This window comes from Stenotrophomonas sp. GD04145, from assembly GCF_029835135.1.
In the GTDB taxonomy this organism is placed as follows: Bacteria; Pseudomonadota; Gammaproteobacteria; order Xanthomonadales; family Xanthomonadaceae; genus Stenotrophomonas; species Stenotrophomonas maltophilia_P.
In genome coordinates this window covers 109154-128095 of the sequence record NZ_JAODZG010000005.1, presented here as the reverse complement: position 1 = coordinate 128095, position 18942 = coordinate 109154, and the positions used below count along the sequence as shown (strand labels likewise).

The window sequence follows — 18942 nt, the reverse complement described above, 5'->3', positions numbered from 1 at the left end:
AGCCGCCTGACCATCAGATTCCTGCGCCAGCACGACGCCTGTAATAAGCCACCAGATCGGCCGGGTAGTACTCGTGGTCGCGGAAGCTCGCATCGTCGATGTCGAACAGCATCACGACCAGCGCGGCCTCGAAGGCCCAGTAGCCCATGTAGCCGCTGTCGTCGTCACGGTGATTCCCGTGCCAGTACACGTTGCGGCTGCCTGCATACCAGCCGTCCAGGAATTTCTTTACGAGCCCGGGCCGGTCCGAGGGTGAGGCGATTGCTTCCATGAGCGGGAGGTACTGGCGATACAGCACCTGCCTCCCCGGAACTCTTCCGTCTTCAACCAGCAGTATCGCGATTTCGTCAAGGAGTCGATCCTTTCCCGCATTCCCAATCAGCGTTAGGGCCTTCGCAAGGTAGGTCGAACCCATACCGGCGCTGACCGCGATCGCCAGCCACCAGAGGTGATCGACGTAGTGATCTTCACGAAGATCCTCGAACTGTGCACGATAGTTCTGGTCCTCCAAAGGCAATTGATCACACTGATGCAGAAGCTGCGCACGCGAAACAAGCAGCTGGTTCAGCTCATCATGAAGCAAAACAATAGCGTCGCCCCTTGAGAATCGCATGACCAACCGACGAAGGATGCGACCGGACACATCCGACGCGCCGAGAACACATCCCTTGGGAGGATAGGCTCGAGTCGCGATTGAATGATCAATACGCGCCACCTCCACGGAGTCATAATCAATCCAATCCGTGAAGTACGGCTCCAGCATCCGGGTGTCACGCTGCGCACTCATGCGCCATCGCCCCACGGGCCGATCAAAGAACCAGTGTCGCCGATTTTTTTCATCACTAATATTCCATCTTCCGCTGACCTGACAAGAACCTTCTCTACACGTCCTTGCCTCATCGCTTCTCTGATCGAGTCAGCCTTCCGGCCTCCCACCTTGTTGTCCAATCGCTTCCTCACCCACTCATCATCCATCTGCCGCGTACCGTCCCTGTACGGTCCACCCAACCGGCCCGTGTTGTACTTCGCTTCGGTGATCACATAGTCGGGCGGCGGATCCGGGTGGCTGTAGACCCCATCGATGCCATTCTCTCCCGGACGATACACGCCATCGGTCTTTCCCACTGGCGTCAGGCCCTTGTCCAGCATCGCCTGATGCGCCCTCGCCTCACCGAACGCGGCACCTGCGGCGCGCGTGCGCGGCAGCCGGGTTTCCACCACCCCATCGGCATCCGGCGCCCGGCTTCCCGTGTGCCGACGCTTGCGCGAGCGCAATGCCCGCGCCAGTGCCGTGAACGCCTCGCCCAGCTCGTCCAGCAGCGCTGCCAGACGCTTCCCCAACCGCCCGATCCGGGCCGCCCAGGTTGCGCCGCCATAGGCGGTTCCGGCCGTGCCTGCGCTGAACGCGCCCAGCAGCACGCTGATCACGACATCGAGCGCAAACTGGCTGCCGTAGCGCTGGGTCAGCTCCTGCAGCTCGTCTGGCGGCACCGCCTTCGCCCAGTCCGCGGGGAACGCCGCCAACAGCTGCCAGGTCGGGCCGTCGTCGAACAGCAGGATCAGCTGCTCCTTGATCGCACTGGCCTTGTCCAGCACCTGCTCGCCTGCTGCACGATGCCCCGCGATGCGTGCATCCAGCCCGTCCCAGTCGCCCGTCAGCAGCAGTCCGCTCAGTTCGCGCAGTTCCGCATCGGCCTTGAAGCGCAGCACCGCCAGTTGCCACACCGCTTCCACGCTGCCGCTGGCCCAGTCCCATGCGCCTCTGGCTTGGCCTTCGATGCGGTTCAGTTCCATCAGGAAGGCCTGATGCGCAGCGCTGGCACTGTTCCATTGCCGCCAGTCCGCAGCAAAATCCTGCCGGGTCTGCTGCACGATGCGCTGCAGGGCCGCGCGAAGGCGTTGGCGGCAGGCCTCGATCTCGGCCGAGTCGGTGCTGTCGGCCTCGTGCTGGTAGATCACCTGCACCGGCCCCACGCTTACCTGCGGCAGGCGTGCACGACCTTCGTCATCGAGATGGCCGCTGAGCACGCGGCCATCGGACAGGGTCGCCCGGTAACTGACACCGCGCGCGGGCGTGCAGTCCAGGTCGCCGTAGTGGCAATGCAGCACGACCTCGCGCGTAGCGACCGCATCGCGGGCAACGAAACCGCTGGGCGGCGGCGTGGCGTTCCACAGGTTCACTGCTGCCGGCGCGGCAGGCGCCGCGGAGACCGACGCACCGCCACCGCCTCCGCCGTCAACCACATACACCAGCGACTGAGCACCTCCGAGCAACCTGCAGCCACAGGCCAGCGAATCGCCTTCGCGCGCGATCGGCTTGCCATCGAGGATCAGCGTCGGGTCACCGGTGACGATCTCGAACGCGCCGCCATGCTTCGGGCACGTTGCCTTGTCGCCCACGCAGGCGACGGCCTTGCCTTCGATATCCGTATTCGACGATCCGGTCAGCACCCGCCCGCCGCCCGTGGTGGCGTCGCCCACCACGATCCACATCCGTGCCATCTGCCATCCGCAAGGAACTTCGATGGCTTCAGGTGAAGGGCCACGCTCAGCGCAGGCAAATCAACGCTGACGCAATTGCCCTGACTGCCTGTGCAAAGCATTGCAGCGCAGGCAATTACCGTGGGTGACGCATTCGCCCTGTCGTGCTGCAGGCGGGGCTATCGCGTCAGTTTTGCGTGGGGCCTGCCGGAACGCAGCCCCCACCGCGTCTGCTCAGCCTGCCCGGCCCGGCGCCACCACCTGTGCACTGGCTGGCCATTGCACCACGGCTTCCAGTCCGCCCTCGGCACGGTTGCGCAGCCACAGCCGCGCGCCGTCCTTCTCGGCCAGCGCGCGCGCAATGGTCAGGCCCAGCCCGGCCCCACCGGTTTCGCGCGAACGCGAGGTCTCCACCCGCACGAACGGGTCGAACACGGCTTCCAGCTGGTCGTCGGCCAGGCCGGGGCCATCATCGGCCACCACCACGGTGATGCTGCCGCCGCCCCGCTCGATGCGCACCCGCACGCGCTGGCCGTACATCACCGCGTTGTCCACCAGGTTCGAGAACAGGCGGTGCATCGCCAGTGGCCGCAGCATCAGCACCGCATCGCTCCTGCCCTCGAAGACGACATCGGCCCCACCTTCTGCGGTGTCCTCGACGATGCTCTCCAGCAGCGAATCCAGGTCCAGTGCAGCGCGCTGCTCGGCGCTCTCGGCACTTCGGGCCAGCTCCAGGCCCTCGCGGACCAGTGCCTGCATCGCAGCCAGATCGCCGATCAGGCGCTCGCGCAGCGCCTCATCGGTCACGTTCTCCAGCCGCAGGCGCAGGCGGGTCAGCGGTGTCTGCAGATCGTGGGTGATCGCCGCCAGCATCTGCGTACGCTCGGCCAGGTGTCGCTGCAGGCGGTGTTGCATGGCATTGAAGGCCTCGGCGGCGCGCTGTACTTCACGCGGGCCGCGCAGCGGCAGCGGATCGCGCTGCAGGTCGTCGCCAAGATCCTCGGCGGCGGCGGCCAGCTCCTGCAGCGGTGCGCTGGCCATGCGGGCCACGATGTAGGCCAGTACCGCGATGGCCAGCACAAGCAGGGTCAGGAACAGCGGGTCCACGGCCAGGATGCCGTTGTGGGCCACCGCCGGGGAATCCAGTGCCAGCTTCAGCAACGTACCGTCGTTGAGGGTGACGTCCACCGCGCGGCATTTGGGCGGGATGAACGCCGGATCGCGCTCGCGAGGATGCTTGCGGTAGCCGGGCGGCGGCGGTGGCAGCAGTTCCTGCAGCCTGGGAATGCAGGAGCGGAACGAAGTGAAGTGCACCTGCGCCCGCGCGACCGGGCCCGGGCGGTCCTCCAGCACTTCCATCAGCGCAGCATCGGCACGTCCCACGCGCGCACCGGACTGCAGCGCGCGCACGCTCGGCCCGCCCACTTCCAGCAGGCGCTCGCGCAGCTCGGGATTGCCGTCGAGCAGATTGACGTAGCCCTGCAGGCGATCGGCGATGCGGTTGAGGTTCTGCCGCTCGAACTCCTGCTGCCGCTTGGAGGTGGCCAGCATGGTCGCGCCGATCGCCGCCACCGACATGCCCAGCAGCAGGATCACGAACAGCCGCCCGACCATCGAGGACAGAAAGTGGCGCAGGCGATTCATCGCGGCTTATTCCAGGTTGACGGCCGAGGCGAGGACATAGCCTTCGTTGCGCACGGTCTTGATCAGCCCGTCGGGACCACCATCGTCACCCAGCTTGTTGCGCAGGCGGCTGACCTGCAGGTCGATCGCGCGATCCTGCGCCTCATAGTTACGGCCGCTGCTGAGCGCGACCAGCTGCTCGCGCGACAGGACCTTGTTGGCATGTGCGATGAACACCCGCAGCAGGCGGAACTCCGCGCCGGACAGCACCACCACGCGCCCGTCCGGATCGACCAGGTGGCGGTGCTCCAGATCGAACACCCAGCGCGAGAATCGTGCACGGCGCACCGCCAGTGGCTCCAGATTGGCCGGCAGGGCTTCGGTACGGCGCAGCACGTTGCGGATGCGCGCCAGCAGCTCGCGCGGCTCGAACGGCTTGGCCAGATAGTCATCGGCGCCCATTTCCAGGCCCAGCACGCGATCGATCGGTTCCGCGCGGGCGGTCAGCATGATCACCGGCGTGTTCGAGCGTGCCCGCAGGTCACGGCACAGGGTCAGGCCATCCTCGCGCGGCAGGTTGAGGTCGAGCACGATCAGGTCCACGTGTTCGCGCTCCAGCAGCTGGCGCATGCTGGTGCCGTCGGCCGCCGTGCTGACCTGGTAGCCGGCGCGGCCGAGCTGCTCGGCCAGCAGGGTGCGGATGTCGTTGTCGTCGTCGACGATCAGCAGTCGATGCATCGGGTTTTCAGTCTCCATGTCGCGGATCATCCCGTGTCGGGAGCTGAACCGCATCCTGGCCAATGCGTACCACTGTATCCACCCGCGGGCCGGATACCTGTCGATACGCGCTTTCGCCGACAGTGTTACACACAGACACACCCTGAGGATTGAGCGGTTGATCGCCCGGTCTTCACAATGCCCACCATCGCCGCCATCGCGGCACCGAGAGTGAAGCCACCACGTGATCCGCCGCCTGTTGCCCGCAACCCGCCGGGGCCGCCTGATGCTGGCCGCCCTGCTCGTCCTGATCGCTGCCGTGGCCGCCTGGTGGCTGCTGCGCAAGCCGGCCGCTCCGGCCCTGGCCACCACCCCCGTAGGCCGTGGCGACATCGAACAGACCGTCGAGGCGACCGGCGTGATCGACGCCTACAAGCTGGTCAGCGTAGGTGCGCAGGCCTCCGGCCAGATCAAATCGCTGAAGGTGCAGCTGGGCGATACGGTGAAGGAAGGCGACCTGATCGCCGAGATCGACGCCACCACCCAGCAGAACCAGGTGCTCAACGCACAGGCCTCGCTGGACCAGGTGATCGCGCAGCGGGCGGTGCAGCAGGCGACACTGCGCCAGGCCGAGCTGGAATTCGCACGCCAGCAGCAGATGCTGGCCGCCGAGGCCACCTCCCGCCAGGAGTACGATGCCGCCGAAGCACAGCTGAAAACCGCGCGCGCCCAGCTGCAGTCCTACGAGGCACAGATCAAGGGTCGCGAAACCGAGCTGGGCACCGCCCGGGCCAACCTGGCCTACACCCGGATCACCGCGCCGATGGACGGCACCGTGGTCGCCGTGGTGGCCGAGGAAGGCCGCACGGTGAACGCCAACCAGACCGCGCCGACCATCGTCATGCTGGCGCGCCTGGACGTGGTGACGGTCAATGCCGAGGTGTCCGAGGCGGACGTTGTGAAGATCAAGGCCGGCATGCCGGTGTACTTCACGACGCTGGGCGACCCGGACCGGAAGTATCACGCCACGCTGCGGCAGATCAATCCGGCACCGGCATCGATTGCCAATGAAAGCTCGTCCAGCTCCAGCAGCTCTTCCAGTTCCAGCTCCAGCAGCGCGGTGTACTACAACGCCCTGTTCGACGTGGAGAACCCGGACGGCACCCTGCGCATCGACATGACCGCGCAGGTGTCGGTCCTGCTCAAGCAGGCCAAGGGCGTGCTGATGGTACCGGCGGTGGCACTGGGGCCGAAGACCCGCGACGGCGAGCGCGTGGTGCGGGTGGTGGATGATCGGGGCCAGCCACAACCGCGCAAGGTCAAGGTCGGCATCAACAATGGTGCGTCAGCTGAAATCCTTTCAGGCCTGCAGGAGGGCGAACGCGTGGTGGTCGGCGAGGCCAGCGCCGCAGCAGCGTCTGCGGGCGGCGGCAACCGGGGAGGCATGCAGATGCGCGTCGGCGGCCCGGGCATGGGCCCGCGCCGATGAGCACGACGGCGCCGCTGCTGCGCCTGCGTGACCTGCGACGCGAGTTCCCGGCCGGCGACGACGTCATTGCCGTGCTGCGCGACGTCAACCTGGACATCCACGCTGGCGAAATGGTCGCCATCGTCGGCCAGTCCGGTTCGGGCAAGTCCACCCTGATGAACATCCTCGGCTGCCTGGATCGCCCCACCCGGGGCAGCTACCAGGTGGCCGGCCGAGAAACCGGCCGGATGCAGCCGGACGAGCTGGCCGAACTGCGGCGCGGGCATTTCGGCTTCATCTTCCAGCGCTACCACCTGCTCGGTGACCTGGATGCACGCGGCAACGTGGAAGTGCCGGCGGTATACGCGGGCAGCCCCGGCCCGGTACGCAACGCGCGGGCCGAGCAGCTGCTGCAACGGCTCGGGCTGGGCGATCGCATGCATCACAAGCCGGGCCAGCTGTCCGGTGGCCAGCAGCAGCGCGTGTCGATCGCGCGTGCACTGATGAACGGCGGGGAGGTGATCCTGGCCGATGAACCCACCGGCGCCCTGGATACGAAATCCGGCGAAGAGGTGATGGCGATCCTGGGCGAGCTGCATGCCGAGGGACATACCATCATCATCGTCACCCACGACATGAGCGTGGCCGAGCATGCCCAGCGCATCATCGAGATCCGCGATGGCGAGATCATCGCCGACCGCGCCAATCCTGATGCGCCGTCCTATCGCGCGCGACGCGAGGCCAGCACCGGTGTTGCCCACGGCAACAGCTGGCGCGCAGCGCGCGACCGCTTCACCGAAGCGTTCCGCATGGCCCTGCTGGCGATGAACGCGCATCGCCTGCGCACGTTCCTGACCATGCTCGGCATCATCATCGGCATTGCTTCGGTGGTCTCGGTGGTCGCGCTCGGCAACGGCTCGCAGCAGCAGATCCTGCAGAACATCAGCGCGCTGGGAACCAACACCATCGATGTGTATCCCGGCCGCGGTTTTGGCGACATGCGCTCTGCACGTGTGCAGACGCTCAAGGCCAGCGATGCCGATGCGCTCTCACGGCAGAGCTACGTGGACAGCGCCACGCCCAGCGTGTCGACCTCGGTCACCGCGCGTTACCGCAACCAGTCCTCCACCGCCCAGGTCAGCGGCGTTGGCGAGCAGTTCTTCCGGGTAAAGGGCGTGACCCTGCTCAGTGGCAGCTTCTTCGATGCCGATGCGGTACGAGGGCTGGCCCAGGTCGCGATCATCGACGAGAACACCCAGACCCAGTTCTTCCCCGGCGTCGATCCTGTCGGCCAGGTCATCCTGCTCGGCAACGTGCCGGTGCGGGTGGTCGGTGTCGCCAAACGGCAGAGCTTCGGCTTTGGTGGCAGCACCAGTCTCAGCATCTGGGTGCCGTACACGACCGTGATGTCACGCATGCTGGGCCAGAGTCACGTCTCCAGCATCACCGTGCGCGTGGATGACGCCACGCCGATGGACGCCGCGCAGGAGGCGATCACCCGCCTGCTGACGATGCGCCATGGTACCGAGGATTTCTTCCTCAGCAACAGCGCCGAAATCCGCGAGACCATCGAGCAGACCACACGCACGATGACCCTGCTGATCGGCGCGATCGCCGCCATCGCACTGCTGGTTGGAGGCATCGGCGTGATGAACATCATGCTGGTCTCGGTCACCGAGCGGACCCGCGAGATCGGTGTGCGCATGGCCGTGGGTGCGCGGCAGAGTGACATCCGCCAGCAGTTCCTGATCGAGGCGGTGCTGGTGTGCCTGCTCGGAGGCCTGCTCGGCGTCGGCCTGGCGCTGCTGCTGGGCTCGATGATCGGACGTTTCGCCAGCGACTTCCAGGTGCTGTTCTCCACCGCTTCGATCATCGCCGCATTTGCCTGTTCCACCCTGATCGGCGTGGGCTTCGGCTTCCTTCCCGCGCGCAATGCCGCGCAGCTCGACCCGGTGGAGGCCCTGGCCCGCGAATGAAGACGATGCCCATGCTCCCCTTTCCTGCTCCCTCGCGCCTGCTGCTGGCCGGCGCCGTACTGATTGCCCTGTCCGGCTGTGCCTCGGTCGGCCGTTATCCGGTTGCCGATCCCGACGTGGCTGCTGCTTATGGGCGTGGCGATGCCGCACTCAACGCACCGGTGGACGCTCCGCGCAGCAGCCTGGATACGCCTGCCCGCGACATCCGAGAGGATGTCTGGTGGAGCGGTTTCGGCGATGAACGTCTGGACCGGCTGGTAGCCCGGGCGCTGGCCGCCAACAGTGACCTTGCCGCCGCCGGCCTGGCCGTGCAGCGTTCCCGCCTGCAGGCCGGACTGACCAGCAACGCGCTTTGGCCACAGCCGTCCTCGTCGGGCGTCAGTGGCAGCGGCAGCCGTGCCACCGACCAGGCCGACGACTGGCGCCGCAGCTATTCCACCGGCGTTTCGCTGGCCTGGGAAGTCGATCTGTGGGGCCGGCTCAGGACCCAGCGCGACATCGCACGCTGGGAGGCTGAAGCCACCGAGGAAGATCGACAGAACACCGCCCTGCTGGTGATCGGCGATGCCATCAGCCAGTACTGGGCGTTGGCGTATCTCAACCAGTCGATCAGCACCGGCCAGGCCAACCTGGAGCGGCTGGAACGCACCCGCGAACTGGTCCAGGCCCGTTTCGACGCCGGTGCGGTTTCGCGCCTGGAAGTACGCCAGGCCCTGCAGAACCTGCAGTCGCAGCGCGCTGCGCAGAGTGCGCTGGAACAGCAGCGCGTGGAAGTGCGCAATGCGCTGACCGTGCTGCTCGACGGCACCCCGTGGCCCCAACAGGACGAGCCGCAGAACCTGCAGCAGGCACGCAGCCCTGCCATCGCTGAAGGCCTGCCGGCGGACCTGCTCGCTCGCCGTCCCGACCTGCGCGCGGCCGAGCTGCGGCTGCGCAACAGCCTGAAGACGATCAAGGTCACCGCCACCCAGTACTACCCTGCGTTGAGCCTGACCGGCAGCCTCGGTTCCAGCGCGACCTCGCTGGGCGATGTCCTGCGCAATCCGGTGGCCACGCTCGGTGCCGGCCTGTCCCTGCCCTTCCTCAACCTGCAGCGCGCACAGCTGGATACCGACGTGGCCGGTACCAACTACCAGATCGCCGCGACCGGGTTCCGCAAGACGCTGTACACCGCCCTGTCGGAAGTGGACAACGCGCTGTCGGCACGCGAGCAGCTGGCGCGCCAGGTGGCGGCGTCGCAGGCCTCGTATGACGAGGCGGTGGAAGTGGAACGCATGCAGGAAGTGCGCTACCGCGTGGGTGCCACCGACCTGCGGACCTGGCTGGAAGCCCAGCAGACCCGGCGCGATGCGGAGTTGTCACTGGCCCGCGTCCGGCAGAGCCAGTTGACCAACGATGTGACGCTGTTCAAGGCGCTGGGCGGCAGCGCGGGGTAGCGCCGGGCCATGCCCGGCGGCGTGGAGCGCGGCACGCCATGAGCGTGGTCGGACTGGATCCGCCGGGCATGGCCCGGCGCTACCACGGGACGATCAGCCGCGCTGGCGCACGGCCTCGAACAGGCTGACACCCGCGGCGACCGATACGTTCAGGCTCTCGATCTCGCCCGGCATCGGGATCTTGACCAGTCCATCGCAGTTCTCGCGGGTCAGGCGGCGCAGGCCGTCGGCTTCACCCCCCAGCACCAGGGCGATGTTGCCCTTCAGGTCCAGATCGTACAGCGACGCGGTCGCTTCACCGGCCAGGCCGTAGATCCACACGCCCTGCTTCTGCAGATCCTTCAGGCAGCGCGACAGGTTGGTCACGGCCACCACCGGGATACGGTCGGCGGCGCCGGCCGAGGTCTTGCGCACGGTAGCATTCACCGTCGCCGACTTGTCCTTGGGAATGATCACCGCAGTGGCACCGGCCGCCGCGGCCGAACGCAGGCAGGCGCCCAGGTTGTGCGGGTCCTGCACCTCATCCAGCACCAGCAGCAGGGCCCTGCCTTCAGCGGCAGTGACCAGGCCTTCCAGTTCATTCTCGCTGTAGGTGCGCGCAGCGGCATAGCGCGCGGCCACGCCCTGATGGCGGACCGCACCGCCAACGCCGTCCAGCGCCTGCGCGGTGACCCGGCGGACATCGATGCCCTTGCGGCGCGCGTTCTCTTCGATTTCGGTCAGGCGCGGATTCTTCGCACCGGCCTCGACCAGCACTTCGCGGACGTTCTCGGCGTCGTTCTCGATGGAGGAGGCGACGGCGTTGACGCCGACGATCCACTGGCTGTTCTTGCTCATGCGGGCGGGACCGGAAAGGGGGTGGCTATGGTAGAGCATCGGCGAGGGCCGCGCTTCGCGCTCGCCGGGCAGGGCCCGGCGCTACCCGCCGTTTACCCTTCGGCTGAACGGCTGCGCGGCGGCCAGTGTGGCGTGTCGTGGTCGGGATGCTGGTGGGAAACGATCGCAGCCAGGAAGTCCAGCGCCGCCACGTCCTCCTCCGTGCGGCGTGCCGGCAGGGTGCCCAGGGCATCGACGAAAGGCAGCTTGCGCTCGACGCCGTACTGGATCGTCGGCGGCAACCGTTCCGGCTGGTCAAACGCCCCCGCCGCCACGGCCATGCCGTCGGGGGCTTCATAGGTCAGCGGCGTGCCGCAGTCACCACAGAAACCGCGCCGGACCACATTGGAGGACCGGAAATAGCGCGGCTGGCCGCGGGTCCAGCTGAACTGCACGCCGCGCACCGAGACCAAAGGCGCGTAATACGCGCCAAAGGCCTTCTGGCACATCCGGCAGTGGCAGATCGAGCTGTCGGCCAGCTCACCGCGCACCTGGAAGCGGATGGCACCGCACTGGCAGCCGCCGCTGTACTCGGGTTGGCCCTGCATGCTGCTTTCCTCCGGAACGGGCTCTACGGATCAGTACTTCTCTTTCCTGCGCTTGGTCGGTTTGCCGCGTTCGGGCAGCGGCGACAGTCCTGCCTCTTCTTCCTCGCCCTTGTGTTCGACCAGCCGGAAGTCGATCTTGCGCTCTTCCATGCTGGCCTTCAGTACGAGGATGCGCACGCGGTCACCCAGCCGGTAGCTGCTGCCACGACGTTCACCGGTCAGTGTCTTGCGGGTCGCATCGAACTTGTAATAGTCCTGCGGCAGCTGGGTGACATGGACCAGGCCCTGCACCTTGGAATCGTCCAGTTCCACGAACAGACCGAAGCTGGTCACGCCACTGATCACGCCATCGAACTGGCCGCCGACATGCTTCTCCATCCATGCGGCCCGGTAACGCTCGTCGACCTCGCGTTCGGCCTCGTCAGCGCGGCGCTCGCGCTCGGAGCACTGCAGCGCCAGCGCTGCCATCTCGCGTGCGGTGTAGGTGAACTTGTCCAGCGGCTTGCCCGACAACGCATGCTTGATCGCGCGATGCACCAGCAGATCGGGATAGCGGCGGATCGGCGAAGTGAAGTGCGCGTACGCCTCCAGCGCGAGCCCGAAGTGACCGTGGTTGTCAGGACTGTAGACGGCCAGGCTCTGGCTGCGCAGCAGCACCGACTCCAGCAGGGTGGCATCGGGACGGTCGCGGATCTTCTTCAACAGCTTGGTGTAGTCACCGGGGCGCACCTTCGACCACGGCGGCAGGCTCAGCTTGAACTCCTTGAGGAATTCCAGCAGGTCGGCGTACTTGGTCTCCGGCGGCTTCTCGTGGACGCGGTACGGCGCTGGCACATGGCGCGACAGCAGGTACTTGGCCGCCTCCACGTTGGCGGCGATCATGCATTCCTCGATCAGCTTGTGCGCGTCGTTGCGCACCAGCATGCCGGCCTGGGTGACTTCGCCACGATTGTCCAGCACGAAGCGCACTTCACTGCTCTCGAACTCGATGGCCCCGCGCTTTGCACGTGCCTTGGCCAGCACCTTGTACAGCTGGTGCAGGCGCTGCACCTGGGGCAGCAGATCGCCGATGACGGCCTTCGCGCCGGCATCGTCCTCGCCCACGGCCTGCCACACCTGGGTATAGGTCAGACGTGCGTGCGAATTCATCACCGCTTCGTAGAAGCGCGAGTGGACGACCTGGCCATCGCGGTCGATCTGCATGTCGCAGACGAAGCACATGCGGTCGACCTTGGGCATCAGCGAGCAGATACCGTTGGACAGGGTCTCCGGCAGCATCGGTACGACGAAGCCCGGGAAGTACACCGAGGTAGCGCGCTTCTGCGCCTCCTCATCCAGCGGCGTGCCCGGACGCACATAGTTGGAGACATCGGCGATGGCCACCACCAGACGGAATCCCTCCGCGTTCGGCTCGCAATACACCGCATCGTCGAAGTCCTTGGCATCCTCGCCATCGATGGTCACCAGCGGCGTGCGACGCAGGTCGACGCGGTCGCCGATCATCGCCGGCTCGACCACCAGCGGCACCGCGGCGGCCTCGTCCAGCACCTCCTGCGGAAACTCGAACGGCAGCTCGTGGCCGTGGATGGCAGTCTCCACCACCAGCGAGGCGGTCAGCTTGTCACCCAGTACCGCGATGATGCGGCCGATCGGCGGACGGCGGCTGTCCGGCGCCTGCGTCAGCTCGCAGACCACCAGCTGGCCATCACGCGCACCTCCGGTCTGATCAGGCGGCACCTGCACGTTGCGCTGCACGCGCTTGTCATCAGGCACCACGTAATTGATGCCCATCTCGATGCTGAAGCGACCGATCAGACGGGTCATGCCGCGCTCGAGCACGCGGGCGATGCTGCCTTCGCGGCGGCCGCGATGATCGATGCCGGTGACACGCGCCAGCACCTTGTCGCCGTGCATCACCTTGCGCATTTCATAGGGCGGCAGGAACAGGTCGTCACCGCCCTCGACCGGGCGCAGGAACCCGAATCCTTCCGGATTGGCGATCACCACACCGGTGACCAGGCTCAGCGCCTGCACCGGCGCGAAACCTCCACGGCGGTTCTGCACCAGCTGGCCATCACGGACCATCGCACCCAGCCGGCGCGACAGCGCTTCGGCCCGGTCCGGCGCGGTCAGGCCCAGGCGGGCACCCAGCTCCTCGGCAGTCTGCGGCCCTTCGCAGCGCTCCAGCAGGGCCAGAATGGCCTCGCGGCTGGCGATGGGCTGTTCGTACTTCTCGGCTTCGCGGGACGCGTAGGGATCCTCGATCACCTTGCCGGCCGGCGGCAGCTTGCGGCCCGGCGCCGGTCCCGGGGCGTCGCCGCCACGGCCCGGGCGACCGCGCGGCGGTGCGCCGCCACCACCCAGTTCCGGGAACCAGCCCGGCAGTGGCTTGCCCGGCTGGGAGGTACGGGCTGCGCCCGTCTTGGCGCCCTTCTTCGGGGCCTGGCTGCGGGACTTGCTCCCGCCCTTGCTTGGTTTTTTGGTAGTCATCGCCCTCCATGGTAGCCGCTGACGGCGTGCAGAACCGGTCAGCGACCCGCTTGCAGGCGCCACGTGAAAAAACTCCGCGAAGTCGTTGACAGCCTGCGGATTCATCTTCACAATTGCGCCTCTGGAACGCCCAGGTGGCGGAATTGGTAGACGCACTAGTTTCAGGTACTAGCGGGTAAAACCGTGGAGGTTCGAGTCCTCTCCTGGGCACCAACGAAAAATCTCCTCGCCTCGGCGGGGATTTTTTTTGCCCGCGTTTCCTGCCGTCGTTCCGCAGCGTGGCCGGGCGTTCACAAGGGTGTTGACACCCCCGTCACGGCACCCCATAATCTCGCTCCTCGACGCCCAGGTGGCGGAATTGGTAGACGCACTAGTTTCAGGTACTAGCGGGTAAAACCGTGGAGGTTCGAGTCCTCTCCTGGGCACCACGTCGAGACTGAGAAAAACCCGCGAAAGCGGGTTTTTTCATGTCCGGGCGCCAGCCAACGGGATCAGAACAGCGGTCGCAGCACCAGCTCCAGGCCCAGCAGCAGCAGGAAGCCCAGGAAGCACACGCGGAACACCCGCGCACTGATCCGCTGCCGGATCACCTGCCCCAGCCACATGCCCGCCAGCGCCGGCAACACCGCCAGCGCGCTCAATCCCAGCTGCTGCACACCGAATGCGCCGTGCAGCACCAGCCCGCCCGTCAACGAGAGGGTCGACACCGTGAACGCCAAGCCCAGCGCCTGCACCAGCTCTTCGCGTTGCAGCCCCAGCGACTGCAGGTACGGCACCGCCGGCATCACGAACACTCCGGTCGCCCCGGTCACCACGCCGGACATCGCCCCCACCAGCGGGCCCAGCCAGCGCTCACGCCGCTGCGGCACACGGAATACCGGCGCAACCAAGGCGTACAGCGCATACACCACCAGCGCCACGCCCAGCGCCACGCGCGACCACGTGCGGTCGACCCGCACCAGCAACGTCGCCGCGCCCAGGGTCACCACCACCACGGCCAGCATCATCGGCCACAGGCGTCGCACGATCGGCCCCAGTGATGGCCCGGCCAGCAGTTGCCATGCGTTGGTGACGAAGGTCGGAATGAACAGCATCGACGCCGCCGCCACCGGCGACAGCGCCCCTCCCAGCAGGCCCATCGCCACGGTCGGCAGGCCCATGCCGGTCACGCCCTTGACCACCCCCGCCAGCATGAACACGGCAACCAGCAGACCATAGAAGAATGTCGTCTCGCTCATGCCGTCATTGGAACCGGCGCGCCTTCCGCGCACAATGCGGCTTATGCGCCTCACCCTTCGGCTGACCCGAAGGCAGGCGGCACGCAACGAGGGCCGTGACATGCGGATGGACATCGCCGACCTGCGCCTGTTCCTGGCCGTGGCCGACGCAGGCAGCATCACCGCAGGCGCCGCGCAGGCAAACCTGGCGCTGGGCTCTGCCAGCGAACGCCTGCGGGCGATCGAGAACGACGCGGGCACCGCGCTGCTGGTGCGTCACCCGCGCGGCGTGAGCCTGACCGAAGCCGGTGCCGCCCTCGCCCACCACGCGCGCCAGATCCTGCATCAACAGGCACAGCTGCGTGGCGAACTGCAGGCCTTCGCGAAGGGCGCGCGCGGCACCCTGCACCTGTATGCCAACACCGCCGCACTGACCAGCTACCTGCCCTCCCGGTTGGCTCCCTGGCTGGCCGAACGCCCACGCCTGCACGTCGAACTGCACGAACGCACCAGCCCTGAAGTGGTCCGCGCCCTGACCGCTGGCCAGGCCGAAGCGGGAATCATCAGTGATGCGGTCGAGGCAACCGGCCTGCAACGCCATGTCGTTGCCGAGGATCCCCTTGTGATGCTGCTGCCCGCAGGCCATCGTTTCGCGGCCCGTCGCACGCTGGCCTTCGCCGATGTGGCCAGCGAAACCTTCGTCGCGCTGGCCGATGGCAATGCGCTGCAGACCTACATCGAAGCGCAGGCACGCGACATCGGCCGTCGGTTGGACGTGCGCATCCGCATGAAGACCTTCGAAGGCGTGTGCATCATGGTAGGTCACGGCATCGGCGTGGGTATCGTGCCGCGCACCATCGCCCGCCAGCACCGCCGCGCGACACAGGCGCTGGCGGTGCCCCTCGCGGATGCGTGGGCACAGCGCCGCCTGTGTGCCTGCTTCGCCGACTGGACACGGCTGTCGACAGCGATGCGCAGCCTGCTGCTGCACCTCGGCGTGGAAGCGGAGAAAAAAGCATGAAATGGTGTTGACACATCCGATGCCGTACCGCAGAATTCCCCTCCTGAGTCGCCCAGGTGGCGGAATTGGTAGACGCACTAGTTTCAGGTACTAGCGGGTAAAACCGTGGAGGTTCGAGTCCTCTCCTGGGCACCACGACTCATGATGATGAAACCCGCGAAAGCGGGTTTTTTCGTTTCCGGAATCCGCAGCGTCAACGCAATGGCGACGCCTTCCGCGCGTTGCGCGAACGCCGCCTGGCAGAACTCACCACAGACAAAAACCCCGCCTTGCGGCGGGGTCGACATACAGCGCCGTGTTTGCGGGCAGTTTCAGTGCCCGCCACCGGCCGCTGCACCGGCACCGGCACCGAACGGCGGCTTGGCCAGCCACAGGAAGGTGATGATGGCCAGGAAGATCCAGCCCAGCAGGAAGAAGATGTCGTTGAAGCCCATCTGCGATGCCTGGTGGTTGATCATGGTGTTGAGCACCGCTGCACCATGCTGCAGGTCACCCTGCCCCATCGCCGCAACCTGGTCCTGCATGCCCGGCTGATAGGCCGAAATGTGTTCGGTCAGATCGGCGTGGTGCACCTGCGTGCGACGTGCCCACAGCCAGGTGGTCAGCGATGCTGCAAAGCTGCCGCCCAGCGTGCGCAGGAACGTGGCCAGGCCCGAACCCGCGGCAATTTCGCGACCATCCAGATCCGACAGCAGGATCTGCAGCACCGGCATGAAGAACAGCGCCACGCCGATGCCCATGATCAGCTGCACGCCGGCCACGTGCTGGAAGTCCACCTGCAGATTGAAGCCCGAGCGCAGGAAGCTGGTCATCGACAGGAACACGAAGGCGATGGTCGCCAGCATGCGCATGTCAAAGCGCGAGGCATACTTGCCCACGAACGGCGTCATGATCACCGGCAGCACACCGATGGGCGCCGTCGCCAGCCCTGCCCAGATCGCCGTGTACCCCATGTCGCGCTGCAGCCACTGCGGAATCAGCAGGGCCACGCTGAAGAATGCGGCATAGGCCACCACCATCGCCAGCGTGCCGGCGCGGAAGTTGCGGTGGCGGAACAGTTTCAGGTCGACGATCGGGTCCTTGTCGGTCAGTTCCCAGATCAGGAACACCGTCAGCGCCACGACCGCCACGCAGGCCAGCACCACGATCCGGGTGGAGGAGAACCAGTCCTCGTCGTTGCCCAGGTCGAGCACCAGCTGCAGTGCGCCGACGCCGATCACCAGCGTGATCAGGCCGACGTAGTCCATCTTCGGCTTCTCCACGTGTTCCGGACGGCCCTTCAGCTGGTTGCCCACCACCAGCGCGGCGAAGATGCCCAGCGGCACGTTGATCAGGAAGATCCATTCCCAGCTGTAGTTGTCCGTGATCCAGCCCCCGAGGATCGGCCCGCAGATCGGCGCGACCACGGTGATCATCGCCAGCAGCGCCAACGCCTGCCCGCGTTTCTCGCGTGGATAGATCGAGACCAGCAACGACTGCGTGATCGGATACATCGGGCCGGCCACGAAGCCCTGCAGGGCGCGCGACACCACCAGCATGCCCATGCTCTGCGCCAGGCCACACAACAGCGAGGTGATGACGAAGGCCAGCGTGGCCCAGACGAACAGCTTGCGCTCGCCGAAACGGCGGCTGAGCCAGCCGGTCAGCGGCAGTGCGATGGCCGTGCTGACCGCGAACGAAGTGATGACCCACGTCGCCTGCTGCGAACTGGCGCCGAGATTGCCGGCGATGGTCGGCAGCGAGACGTTGGCGATGGTGGTGTCGAGCACCTGCATGAAGGAGGCCATCGCCAGGCCCACGGTGCACAGGGCCACGCTCGGCGGCAGAAACCCGGCGGCCGCACCCGGCGCCGCCGGTGCGCCCGGGCTTCCGGGCGCGGCTGGAGCTTGGGCGGACATGGCGACCTCAGCCCACCTTCGACTGCTGCGGCACGTTGCCCTGGATGATCGAGTGGATCACCTCGTCGGCATCATGCAGCTGCTTGGCATAGACGTCGGTGTCGAACACCGTGCCCTTGGCCGGGGCGCTCGGCAGCACCTCGCCCTTCTGGTCGCGCAGGCTCACCTCGGCCTTCATCGACAGGCCGATACGCAACGGATGTTCGGCAAGCTGCTTGGCATCGATGGCGATGCGCACCGGAACGCGCTGCACGATCTTGATCCAGTTGCCGCTGGCGTTCTGCGCCGGCAGCAGCGAGAACGCCGAGCCGGTCCCCAGACCCAGGCTCTGCACGCGGCCCTTGTACTTCACATCGCCGGCGTACAGGTCAGACTTCAGCTCCACTTCCTGGCCCAGGCGCATGTGGCGCAGCTGGGTTTCCTTGAAGTTGGCCTCGACCCACATCTGCTCGGTCGGCACCACGGCCATCAGTGCGGCACCCGGCTGCACACGCTGGCCCACCTGCACCGAGCGACGGGCCACATAACCGGTGACCGGCGCGACGATGCCGGCGCGGGCATTGTTAAGGTAGGCCTGGCGCAGCTGCGCGGCGGCCGCCTGCACGTCGGGCTGGGTGGCGATCACCGTATCGTCGACCAGCGCACGGTTGCGCTCGACGGTCTCGCGCGAACCGGCCACCGCTGCTTCCGCCGCCGCCAGCTCATCGCGGGCATGGGCGAGTTCTTCGTTGGAGATGGCACCGGTGGCGGCCAGATCCCTGCGGCGTGCGAAGTCCTCGCGCACGCGCTTCAGGGTCACCTGACGGGCATTCAGGTCTGCCTGCGCGCCTTCCACGCTGCGATACAGGCCACGGGTCTGGCGAACGGTCTTGGCCAGGTTGGCTTCAGCCTGCTGCAGGGCCACGGACGTATCGGCCGGGTCCAGCTGCACCAGCAGCTGGCCACGCTCCACGCGCATGCCGTCATCGGCATTGATGGCGACCACGGTGCCTGCCACCAGCGGGGTGATCTGTACGAGGTTGCCCTGCACGTAGGCATCGTCGGTTTCTTCGAACCAACGGCCGAACATGAAATACCACAGCGCCAGTGCGGCAAGCAGCAGCACGACGATGACGAACAGGCCCCGCAGCAGGTTGCTGCGGCGGTTGGAGGCGGCCGGGGCCGCAGTGTCTTGGGTCTGGCTCATGGCGG

At 66.8% G+C, this 18942-nt stretch carries 13 protein-coding genes, 3 tRNA genes and 1 pseudogene; 7 read left to right on the top strand and 10 right to left on the bottom strand.

Annotation, left to right across the window (positions count from 1 at the left end):
• Positions 1–13: 13 nt before the first annotated feature.
• The 4 genes from N7367_RS04720 to N7367_RS04705 all read right to left on the bottom strand — a co-directional run bounded on the left by N7367_RS04720 (position 14) and on the right by N7367_RS04705 (position 4860).
• Complete coding sequence (locus N7367_RS04720; protein WP_279941835.1) at positions 14–787, bottom strand: PoNe immunity protein domain-containing protein; 774 nt, start codon at positions 785–787, stop codon at positions 14–16.
• On the bottom strand, positions 784–2502 hold the full coding sequence (locus N7367_RS04715; protein ID WP_279941834.1) for a PAAR domain-containing protein: 1719 nt from the start codon (positions 2500–2502) through the stop codon (positions 784–786). The genes N7367_RS04720 and N7367_RS04715 overlap by 4 nt, the downstream gene beginning before the upstream one ends.
• 213 nt (positions 2503–2715) lie before the next feature.
• A complete protein-coding gene (locus N7367_RS04710; protein ID WP_053518188.1) occupies positions 2716–4125 on the bottom strand; it encodes an ATP-binding protein in 1410 nt (469 codons plus the stop codon).
• Positions 4126–4131: 6 nt separating this feature from the next.
• A complete protein-coding gene (locus N7367_RS04705) occupies positions 4132–4860 on the bottom strand; it encodes a response regulator (RefSeq protein WP_053518224.1) in 729 nt (242 codons plus the stop codon).
• A gap of 205 nt (positions 4861–5065) precedes the next feature.
• Between N7367_RS04705 and N7367_RS04700 the strand changes: the two genes are divergently transcribed.
• The 3 genes from N7367_RS04700 to N7367_RS04690 are packed head-to-tail and all read left to right on the top strand — an operon-like array spanning position 5066 to position 9701.
• Positions 5066–6310, top strand: a complete 1245-nt coding sequence (locus N7367_RS04700; protein WP_111185757.1) for an efflux RND transporter periplasmic adaptor subunit — start codon at positions 5066–5068, stop codon at positions 6308–6310.
• Positions 6307–8265, top strand: a complete 1959-nt coding sequence (locus tag N7367_RS04695) for a MacB family efflux pump subunit (RefSeq protein ID WP_065174714.1) — start codon at positions 6307–6309, stop codon at positions 8263–8265. The genes N7367_RS04700 and N7367_RS04695 overlap by 4 nt, the downstream gene beginning before the upstream one ends.
• Positions 8262–9701 carry an efflux transporter outer membrane subunit gene (locus N7367_RS04690; protein WP_345781888.1) on the top strand — a complete coding sequence of 480 codons (1440 nt, stop codon included), beginning with the start codon at positions 8262–8264 and terminating at the stop codon, positions 9699–9701. Before N7367_RS04695 ends, N7367_RS04690 begins: the two co-directional genes overlap by 4 nt.
• A 93-nt stretch (positions 9702–9794) precedes the next feature.
• Here N7367_RS04690 and rlmB read toward each other — a convergent pair whose 3' ends face one another.
• The 3 genes and pseudogenes from rlmB to rnr all read right to left on the bottom strand — a co-directional run.
• Positions 9795–10538, bottom strand: coding sequence for a 23S rRNA (guanosine(2251)-2'-O)-methyltransferase RlmB (gene rlmB / locus N7367_RS04685; protein WP_053518184.1), 744 nt, complete (start codon positions 10536–10538; stop codon positions 9795–9797).
• A gap of 92 nt (positions 10539–10630) precedes the next feature.
• The gene (locus N7367_RS04680) at positions 10631–11125 is read right to left on the bottom strand and encodes a GFA family protein (RefSeq protein ID WP_279941832.1); all 495 of its coding nucleotides are present in this window, start codon (positions 11123–11125) and stop codon (positions 10631–10633) included.
• A 30-nt stretch (positions 11126–11155) separates the two neighbouring features.
• Positions 11156–13387, bottom strand: a pseudogene (gene rnr / locus N7367_RS04675) (ribonuclease R); the annotation flags it as partial.
• A 356-nt stretch (positions 13388–13743) separates the two neighbouring features.
• Between rnr and N7367_RS04670 the strand changes: the two are divergent.
• Positions 13744–13828, top strand: a tRNA-Leu gene (locus N7367_RS04670).
• Between the two features lie 130 nt (positions 13829–13958).
• Positions 13959–14043: transfer RNA gene (locus N7367_RS04665), tRNA-Leu, on the top strand.
• A gap of 63 nt (positions 14044–14106) precedes the next feature.
• Here the strand turns inward: N7367_RS04665 and N7367_RS04660 are convergent.
• Positions 14107–14853 carry a sulfite exporter TauE/SafE family protein gene (locus N7367_RS04660; protein ID WP_065174710.1) on the bottom strand — a complete coding sequence of 249 codons (747 nt, stop codon included), beginning with the start codon at positions 14851–14853 and terminating at the stop codon, positions 14107–14109.
• 100 nt (positions 14854–14953) lie between these two features.
• Here N7367_RS04660 and N7367_RS04655 point away from each other — a divergent pair, with 100 nt between their 5' ends.
• Complete coding sequence (locus tag N7367_RS04655; protein ID WP_053520458.1) at positions 14954–15853, top strand: LysR family transcriptional regulator; 900 nt, start codon at positions 14954–14956, stop codon at positions 15851–15853.
• A 50-nt stretch (positions 15854–15903) separates the two neighbouring features.
• A tRNA-Leu gene (locus tag N7367_RS04650) sits at positions 15904–15988 on the top strand.
• 176 nt (positions 15989–16164) lie between these two features.
• On the opposite strand, the gene emrB is transcribed toward N7367_RS04650, so the two are convergent.
• Both emrB and emrA read right to left on the bottom strand, forming a co-directional pair.
• On the bottom strand, positions 16165–17751 hold the full coding sequence (gene emrB / locus N7367_RS04645; RefSeq protein ID WP_053518356.1) for a multidrug efflux MFS transporter permease subunit EmrB: 1587 nt from the start codon (positions 17749–17751) through the stop codon (positions 16165–16167).
• A 7-nt stretch (positions 17752–17758) separates the two neighbouring features.
• On the bottom strand, positions 17759–18937 hold the full coding sequence (gene emrA / locus N7367_RS04640; protein ID WP_053518354.1) for a multidrug efflux MFS transporter periplasmic adaptor subunit EmrA: 1179 nt from the start codon (positions 18935–18937) through the stop codon (positions 17759–17761).
• Positions 18938–18942 lie beyond the last annotated feature (5 nt).

Excerpts from the sequence above, each read along its gene's own strand:
- N7367_RS04720 (WP_279941835.1), bottom strand. The coding sequence starts at position 787 with ATGAGTGCGCAGCGTGACACCCGGATGCTGGAGCCGTACTTCACGGAT.
- N7367_RS04715 (WP_279941834.1), bottom strand. The coding sequence starts at position 2,502 with ATGGCACGGATGTGGATCGTGGTGGGCGACGCCACCACGGGCGGCGGG.
- N7367_RS04710 (WP_053518188.1), bottom strand. The coding sequence starts at position 4,125 with ATGAATCGCCTGCGCCACTTTCTGTCCTCGATGGTCGGGCGGCTGTTC.
- N7367_RS04705 (WP_053518224.1), bottom strand. The coding sequence starts at position 4,860 with ATGGAGACTGAAAACCCGATGCATCGACTGCTGATCGTCGACGACGAC.
- N7367_RS04695 (WP_065174714.1), top strand. The coding sequence starts at position 6,307 with ATGAGCACGACGGCGCCGCTGCTGCGCCTGCGTGACCTGCGACGCGAG.
- N7367_RS04690 (WP_345781888.1), top strand. The coding sequence starts at position 8,262 with ATGAAGACGATGCCCATGCTCCCCTTTCCTGCTCCCTCGCGCCTGCTG.
- rlmB (WP_053518184.1), bottom strand. The coding sequence starts at position 10,538 with ATGAGCAAGAACAGCCAGTGGATCGTCGGCGTCAACGCCGTCGCCTCC.
- N7367_RS04680 (WP_279941832.1), bottom strand. The coding sequence starts at position 11,125 with ATGCAGGGCCAACCCGAGTACAGCGGCGGCTGCCAGTGCGGTGCCATC.
- N7367_RS04660 (WP_065174710.1), bottom strand. The coding sequence starts at position 14,853 with ATGAGCGAGACGACATTCTTCTATGGTCTGCTGGTTGCCGTGTTCATG.
- N7367_RS04655 (WP_053520458.1), top strand. The coding sequence starts at position 14,954 with ATGCGGATGGACATCGCCGACCTGCGCCTGTTCCTGGCCGTGGCCGAC.
- emrB (WP_053518356.1), bottom strand. The coding sequence starts at position 17,751 with ATGTCCGCCCAAGCTCCAGCCGCGCCCGGAAGCCCGGGCGCACCGGCG.
- emrA (WP_053518354.1), bottom strand. The coding sequence starts at position 18,937 with ATGAGCCAGACCCAAGACACTGCGGCCCCGGCCGCCTCCAACCGCCGC.